At 60.6% G+C, this 3008-nt stretch carries 4 protein-coding genes and 1 pseudogene; 3 read left to right on the top strand and 2 right to left on the bottom strand.

Going from position 1 to position 3008, the window contains the following annotated elements:
• The 3 genes and pseudogenes from EN925_RS30175 to EN925_RS30185 form a co-directional block, all read left to right on the top strand.
• Positions 1-181 (top strand): class II aldolase/adducin family protein (locus tag EN925_RS30175; protein ID WP_206633003.1); only part of this gene is annotated, 181 nt, incomplete at its 5' end.
• A 95-nt stretch (positions 182-276) separates the two neighbouring features.
• The gene (locus tag EN925_RS30180; protein ID WP_348630134.1) at positions 277-678 is read left to right on the top strand and encodes a TIM barrel protein; all 402 of its coding nucleotides are present in this window, start codon (positions 277-279) and stop codon (positions 676-678) included.
• A pseudogene (locus EN925_RS30185) lies at positions 648-989 on the top strand (helix-turn-helix transcriptional regulator); the annotation flags it as partial. The gene EN925_RS30180 and the pseudogene EN925_RS30185, both read left to right, overlap by 31 nt.
• Positions 990-1368: 379 nt before the next feature.
• On the opposite strand, the gene EN925_RS30195 reads toward EN925_RS30185, so the two are convergent.
• Both EN925_RS30195 and EN925_RS30200 read right to left on the bottom strand, forming a co-directional pair.
• A complete protein-coding gene (locus EN925_RS30195; protein ID WP_245460896.1) occupies positions 1369-2628 on the bottom strand; it encodes an amidohydrolase family protein in 1260 nt (419 codons plus the stop codon).
• 5 nt (positions 2629-2633) lie between these two features.
• A partial coding sequence (locus tag EN925_RS30200) for an SDR family oxidoreductase (RefSeq protein ID WP_128337148.1) occupies positions 2634-3008 on the bottom strand: 375 nt, incomplete at its 5' end.

Here is a 3008-nt window from a genome sequence, read left to right on the forward strand (position 1 = left end):
GCTGGCCCACCACGGCCCCGTGGTGGCCGGCAAGGATCTCGAAGCCGCCGCCTACGCGATGGAAGAGCTTGAGGAAACGGCCAAACTCACGCTTCTCACCCGCGGCTTGCGGCCTAAAATCCTCGCAGCGCCGCAAATTCGTGAGTTGGTGGAATATTTTGACGTGGAGTGGGACGACTGATGCAGCTTTCGGCCAATCTGGGATTTCTTTTTCGTGACCTCGCGCTTCCAGACGCGATCCGTGCGGCAAAACGGCTCGGTTTTGCCGCCGTTGAGATGCATTGGCCATACGACACCGATGCATCGGTGATCGCGCAGACGCTCATCGAAACTGGCCTTCCGCTTCTTGGCATCAACACGGCCAGAGGCGACGTTGGAGCGGGTGACAATGGCCTCGCTGCGCTGCCGGGTCGGGAAACGGAAGCTCGCGCGGCGATTGACCAGGCGGTTCAATGGGCAGCAGCCACGCGCTGTCGCAACATCCATGTGATGGCAGGCAAGGCAACCGGTGACGAGGCCTTCGCGACCTTCGAAGGCAACTTGCGGTACGCATCGAAGAGCGCCGCGCAGCACAACATCGGGGTGCTGATCGAGCCGTTGAACCCGCGCGATGCGCCAGGCTATTTTCTTTCCGACCTCCCCACCGCCTTCTCCGTGGATTGGCTGACGCCCAGCTAGGGAGCGCAATACCCTGCATTCACGGCGACCCGCGCCATGAATGGACGGTGGAGCGACTGGCGAAGGAGGCCTCCATGTCGCGCTCGGTGTTCTTCGACAGGTTCCGCAGGGAGGTCGGCGTCCAGCCGATGGAGTACCTGCTATGTGGCGGATGGCCCTCGCCAGGGACATGCTGCGGCGCGGGGATGGCGGCGTGAAGGAGGTTGCGGAAACCGTCGGCTATGGCTCCGCCAGTTCCTTCCAGTGTTGCATTCACCCGGTTTGTCGGCATACCGCCAATACAGTTCGCACGCCAAAGGGTCTCACGGTAGGCTAGAGCTGTGAAGACCACTCCTTGGAATTCCCCTAGCCGACTTCTCGTTCGTTCATTTTTCCATGACGGACCACCGATTCCTGACCGACCAGGCCCCGCAATTGGCATCTTGCACCGGTGAGGCACCGAATAGCCGCTTGTATTCACGGCTGAATTGGGAGGCGCTGCCATAACCGACCGAAAGGCCACACCGGCTGCGTCCAGCGGCGCCTGCAACAGTTGCCGGCGCGCGCCGGATTGCCAACGTACAGTGTGCTGTCTCTTCAGATCGCGCGCGGGCCGCATGTCCGCGTCGCCCGACTATACGAAAAGACGGAGCGGAATTTTCGCGCCCGTCGCCCTCGCCACAGCCTCCATCTTGCCGAATCCGTCCACCATTAGTGGGAAAGTTCGTTCTTATAGAAAACCCCACCCTTCATGATCGCCTGGAAGGATTTGCCTTCGTCGCCGAGCAGCGAGATGTCCTTCAGTGGATCGCCGTCTATCACAATCATGTCAGCATAGGCCCCTGCGGCGATGGTGCCGATCTTGCCAGCCATCAAGCACAGTTCGGCCGCGTTGATGGTGGTCGATCGGATGACCTCGATGGGCGGCAGCGCCTCGGCGCGGATATTGAATTCCAGGTTCTGGTGTGGATGTAGAAAGCCTAGATGATCCGAACCATGGCAAATCTTTACACCGGCGTTGTGCATGATCTCCAGCGATACCGGGCCACGATCACGCACCCACTGCAGGCGCTCAACGGCGGCAGCGTCGAGTCCGAGCCTTTCAGCCTCGATGATTTGTCCCTCGTATGCGCTGATTGTCGGCGTTGAATAAGCGCCCTTCTCGGCCATGATCGCCGCCGTTGCGGGAGTGATCAGCGTACAGTGCTCGATCGACTTGATCCCGCAGGCCAGCGCCCGCGCGATTGACTCGTCCGAATGTGCGTGCACGCAAACGTAGGTCTTGGCGTTCTCCGCTTCTTCCTGGAAGGCGCGAAGCTCATCCATCGAATAGGCATTCCATGAGCGTGGCATCCGCAGCTGCGCCGCGCCGCCGCCGGCCATCACCTTGATGAACTGAGCGCCTTTGCGTATCTCCTCGCGCGCCGCGCGGCGACACTCATCAACGCCGTCGACGATCTTCGACACGTTGCCGAGTTGATTGTTGAAGGTTTCAGCCGAGATCAGGTCGCCGCGCTCGCGCGGATCGGTATGGCCGCCGGACTGGACAAAAGCCTTGCCGCACATGGTCAACCTGGGTCCGTCGATCAGACCGCTTTCAAGCGCGTATTTGAAGCCCAGCGTCGCCCCACCGACGTCGCGGACTGTCGTGAAGCCGCGCAACAGCATGCCCTTGACGATCTTGGCCGCGTGCAGCGCCACCAGTTCGTTGGGCATACGTGAGCTGGCGGACGGATCTTCAGCGGCCGAATAAACGTGGACGTGGCAATCGATCAAGCCGGGCATCAGCGTCTTGCCCTTCAGGTCGATCATGATCGCGTTGACGTCCTTAATCGGCTTGTCGGAAACTTCGTCAATCATGCCTTCCGACACCCGTACATGACGGTCATACTCCCCGTCGTCCGAGGAACCATCAAGCACGCGCGCGTTCTCGAAGACATATGAAGGCATGGGAATCTCCTCTTCAATCATTCCTGTTAGTAGGTCGCACGTCCGCCCGACAGGTCGAAGACCGCTCCGGTGGTGAAGGAATTCTCCTGCGTGGCCAGCCAGCAGATCATGGACGCTGCCTCCTCCAGTTCGAGCATGCGCCCGCGTGGGATCTTGCCAAGGATATAGGCTATATGTTCGGGCGCCTGGGCCATCGCGCCCGGTGTCTTGGCGACGGCCGGCGTCACGCAGTTGACGGCGACGTTGCGATCGGCCAACTCCTTACCAAGCGACTTGGTTAGCGCGATCACGCCGGCTTTCATTGACGAATAGGCGACCGCATTGGGATTGCCTTCCTTGCCGGCGACAGAGCTGATGTTGACGATGCGTCCGTAACCCTTCTCCATCATGTGGGGCACGAT

The sequence above is a fragment of the Mesorhizobium sp. M7A.F.Ca.US.006.04.2.1 genome (assembly GCF_004022915.1).
Lineage (GTDB): Bacteria > Pseudomonadota > Alphaproteobacteria > Rhizobiales > Rhizobiaceae > Mesorhizobium > Mesorhizobium ciceri.